Source organism: Pedobacter sp. 01T416_2, assembly GCF_056398925.1.
Genome location: NZ_JBFTQI010000550.1, coordinates 1 through 4,030 on the forward strand (window position 1 = coordinate 1; position 4,030 = coordinate 4,030).

General features: G+C 38.1%; 5 protein-coding genes and 1 pseudogene. 4 read left to right on the plus strand and 2 right to left on the minus strand.

Features of this window, described 5'->3' with window-relative positions; genetic code table 11:
- The 4 genes and pseudogenes from AC1DPQ_RS20030 to AC1DPQ_RS20045 form a co-directional block, all read left to right on the plus strand.
- Positions 1-215 (plus strand): annotated as a pseudogene (locus AC1DPQ_RS20030) (AI-2E family transporter); the annotation flags it as partial.
- A 73-nt stretch (positions 216-288) separates the two neighbouring features.
- Positions 289-555, plus strand: a complete 267-nt coding sequence (locus AC1DPQ_RS20035) for a YtxH domain-containing protein (RefSeq protein WP_029276837.1) — start codon at positions 289-291, stop codon at positions 553-555.
- Positions 556-607: 52 nt separating this feature from the next.
- Complete coding sequence (locus tag AC1DPQ_RS20040; RefSeq protein ID WP_029276839.1) at positions 608-985, plus strand: hypothetical protein; 378 nt, start codon at positions 608-610, stop codon at positions 983-985.
- The gene (locus tag AC1DPQ_RS20045) at positions 972-1,409 is read left to right on the plus strand and encodes a hypothetical protein (RefSeq protein WP_215165636.1); all 438 of its coding nucleotides are present in this window, start codon (positions 972-974) and stop codon (positions 1,407-1,409) included. Before AC1DPQ_RS20040 ends, AC1DPQ_RS20045 begins: the two co-directional genes overlap by 14 nt.
- Positions 1,410-1,593: 184 nt before the next feature.
- Here AC1DPQ_RS20045 and aspS read toward each other — a convergent pair whose 3' ends face one another.
- On the minus strand, positions 1,594-3,339 hold the full coding sequence (gene aspS, locus AC1DPQ_RS20050; RefSeq protein WP_477610663.1) for an aspartate--tRNA ligase: 1,746 nt from the start codon (positions 3,337-3,339) through the stop codon (positions 1,594-1,596).
- A 155-nt stretch (positions 3,340-3,494) separates the two neighbouring features.
- The coding region (locus AC1DPQ_RS20055; RefSeq protein ID WP_477610664.1) for a Crp/Fnr family transcriptional regulator at positions 3,495-4,030 on the minus strand (536 nt) is incomplete at its 5' end.

Here is a 4,030-nt window from a genome sequence, read left to right on the forward strand (position 1 = left end):
GGTTTATTATTGCAAAAAAAGTTGGTAATATTCACCCTATAATTACAGTAATTGGCGTAATTATTGGTATCCCTTTATTTGGAATATTGGGCCTTGTTTTTGGCCCGCTACTATTATCTTATTTTATATTGCTCGTTAAGATTTACGAAACCAGTACGCTTGCATCAGAAAGATTGGAAAGAATTAAAACAAATAATGAGCATACGGAGTTATAAATATAGCTTAACAATAAATAATGTAGTAGTTTTATATTGTACATAATTGTTAAACCCTTAAAATACATTAATTATGAATGATAACTCAAAAGTTGTAGTTGCGCTTTTAGCAGGATTAGCTGCTGGTGCGGCTCTAGGAATTTTATTCGCACCAGATAAAGGTGATGAAACCCGCGATAAATTAAGCCAATCTCTAAAAGACTTGGGCGATTCTATCAAAGATAAAGCTGCTGATGAAATTAACCACCTTGCCAGCTTAAAGGATAAAGTGGTAAGCTCGATCAAAACGAAACTAAGAAGCGTAGAAGGAGAATACAGCGACGACGTGGAGCACGCGTAATAAATAAATATTGCATAGCCGGGCAATTGCCCGGTTAAATATCATCTGAATTATGCAGGAAAATAAAGATAAAAGTATCGAAGATCTTGTAGACGATGCTAAAGGCTTTTTAGAGGCCAGGGCTGAATATACCAGACTTTATCTGGTAGAAAAAGTTTCTAAAGTTTTTGCCGATTTAGTAACCAGTACGGCAGTTATAGTTTGTTTTATATTGGCCTTTTTATTTGGCTCGGTAACTTTGGCACTTTATCTGTCTGGTCTTTTGGGTAGCTATGCCGGAGGCTTTGGCTGCGTTTCCTTGTTTTATATTCTATTGGCAATAATTGTTTATTTAACCAAGAATAAGTATATAGAGAAGGCAATTATTAATGTAGCCATTAGGAGATACTTTGATAAACTTGCAGATAAGGAGGAAGATGAAAAGGTATAAAGACATCCGTAACCTAGAAGACCTGCAGGCTAGAAAATTAGAACTTAAGGTTGAGTACACCCTTAAGCAGAATATGCTTAAATCGGATACGAAAGCTTATTTTAAACAATTTACCTTAGGCGCGCTGATAAAGCGGTATGCTACGCCAAGTAACCTGTTTAAAGCCGATGAAAAATTAAATATTAGTGGAACCGCCATGTCGTTGCTTTTGCCGATGTTTATGAATAAAACCCTATTTAGAGGTGCTGGTTTTTTAACCAAAGCGGCTGTAGGTCTGGTTTCAGGAAAAATTGGTAAATCGCTTGATGCGGAACATTTGTCGGCAATCTTTAATTCTGTGAAGAGCTGGTTGGGAAAAAAGAAAGAGAAAAAAGAAAAGAAATTTGTAGACTACGGCATCCCGCCTGATAGTGAAACGTATTAGTTCAATGGTTCATTAGCCATTGGTTCAYTCGTTAGCAATTGCCAAATGATATTAAATCAAAAGCCTCAGGATTCTAAATTCTGAGGCTTTCTTGATTAAAAACTTAGCCGTTGTAAACCTTGTTTTATGACTATGCTATTTCTGCTCTCAGCCCAATGAACCAATGACCAGTGAACTAATGAATCTATAAATCTGTTTTAATCTTTAATTCTTTCAATTGCTTCTCGTCAATAGTACTCGGACTATCGATCATTACATCTCTGCCCGAGTTGTTTTTAGGGAAAGCAATCACATCACGGATTGAATCTAAACCTGCGAAAATTGAGGTTAAACGATCGAAACCAAAGGCAATACCGCCATGTGGAGGTGCACCAAACTCAAAGGCATCCATTAAGAAACCAAATTGTTTTTGTGCTTCTTCTGCACTAAAACCTAAATGTTTAAACATTAAAGCCTGTAATGCTCTATCGTGAATACGGATCGATCCGCCACCAACTTCAGTTCCGTTGATTACCATATCGTAAGCATTAGCACGTACGTTTTTAGGATCGGTATCTAATAAGGCAATATCTTCTGGTTTAGGCGAAGTGAAGGGGTGGTGCATGGCATGGTAACGCTCTGTTTCCTCATCCCACTCTAACAACGGAAAATCCAATACCCATAGGGCAGAGAATGTGTTTTTATCGCGTAAACCTAAGCGGTTGCCCATTTCTAAACGAAGTTCATTTAACTGTTTACGTACTTTATCTGTTGAACCAGCTAAAATCAATAATAAATCGCCTTTTTCTGTTTCAAAAACCTCACTCCATTGTTTAAGATCTTCTTCGTTGAAGAATTTATCTACTGAAGATTTAATGGTCCCATCATCATTGTGGCGGGCATAAATCAAGCCTGTAGCACCAATCTGCGGGCGTTTGATGAAATCGGTTAATTCATCTAACTGCTTACGTGTATAATTTGCAGCGCCTTTTGCATTGATACCCACTACCAATTCTGCATTATCGAAAACCGGGAAACCCTTACCTTTTACCAGGTGGTTAAGCTCTACAAACTGCATTGCAAAACGGGTGTCAGGTTTATCAGAACCGTATAAACGCATCGCATCTGCATATTGCATACGCGGTACTTCCGGTAAGTCGTAATTGCGTACTTCTTTAAATAAAGTACGGATCAGACCCTCAAAAGTATTTAATATATCTTCTTGTTCGATGAAAGACATTTCGCAATCAATCTGGGTAAACTCAGGCTGACGGTCGGCTCTTAAATCTTCATCTCTAAAACATTTTACAATCTGGAAATAGCGGTCGAAACCCGAAACCATCAACAATTGTTTGAAGGTTTGCGGCGATTGAGGCAAAGCATAAAACTCGCCTTCGTTCATGCGGCTAGGCACCACGAAATCTCTCGCACCTTCTGGTGTAGATTTAATTAAAACAGGTGTTTCCACCTCGATAAAATCTAAAGCATCTAAATAACGGCGAACCGACTGTGCCATTTTATGGCGCAAAACCAGGTTATTGCGAACCGGGTTACGGCGTAAATCCAAATAACGGTATTTCATGCGCAACTCATCACCACCATCAGTTTCGTCATCAATCATAAACGGAGGTAATTTTGCTGCATTTAAAATTTCCAAAGCAGAAATTTTAATCTCCACATCACCGGTTACCATTTTTGGGTTTTTGTTGCTTCTTTCTACAACGGTACCAATTGCTTTAATTACAAATTCGCGGCCTAATGAACGTGCTGCTTCACAAAGTTCACGATTATCATCCATGTTAAAAACCAACTGAGTAATGCCATAACGATCGCGGATGTCTATAAAAGTCATACCGCCTAAATCTCTTGATTTTTGTACCCAACCACATAGCGTAACACTTTCGCCTAAGTTATTTAGGTTTAATGCACCACAAGTTACTGTTCTTAACATATATTGTAATCTAAATTGAGCGGCAAAAATACCGATTTTGTTTTAAAGTTTAGAGTAGAAGATTTAAGGAAATTTTACGATAACCGATTTGCTGTTTTTTTGACCGCAAAGGCACTAAAAACACAAATAGAATGATGCGCTAAAATTAACTGAATTTATGCTTTTGATTTTAATCTGCTTAAAGTTTCTTGTGAGATATTTAAATAAGAGGCAACCATTTTATTCGGCATGCGCATTACCACACCTGGATTTTGCGCAAGCAGCTGGCGGTAACGCTCGGTGGCATCGAGCGTAATAAACGACATTAAGCGGTTGGTATTGGTTACATAGGCATATTCCAAATAATGGCGGTAAAGTTTCTCCCACTGAGGGATGATTTTAAGCAGATGATAGAAGTCCTTTTGCGAAATGTAATACAGGTCGGTATCTTCTATGGCCTGCACAAACTCCTTTGAAATTTCGTTGGTAATAAAACTGACCAAAGCCGTGGCAAACTGCTTTTCGAAAGCAAAATGCCTGGTAGCTTCAGTACCACCTTCTGTTAGAAAAAAAATCCTCAAGCAGCCTTTGTCAACAAAATAAATGCGTTGACTCGTTTCGCTAGGGCTGATCATGATTTCGTTTTTCTTTACCTGCATCGCCTTGAAAAAAGACAATACCTGTTCCAGATCCTCATCGCTGATGGTAATTT

Coding starts and splice junctions, on each gene's coding strand:
- AC1DPQ_RS20045 (WP_215165636.1), top strand. CDS start 972: ATGAAAAGGTATAAAGACATCCGTAACCTAGAAGACCTGCAGGCTAGA.
- AC1DPQ_RS20040 (WP_029276839.1), top strand. CDS start 608: ATGCAGGAAAATAAAGATAAAAGTATCGAAGATCTTGTAGACGATGCT.
- aspS (WP_477610663.1), bottom strand. CDS start 3,339: ATGTTAAGAACAGTAACTTGTGGTGCATTAAACCTAAATAACTTAGGC.
- AC1DPQ_RS20035 (WP_029276837.1), top strand. CDS start 289: ATGAATGATAACTCAAAAGTTGTAGTTGCGCTTTTAGCAGGATTAGCT.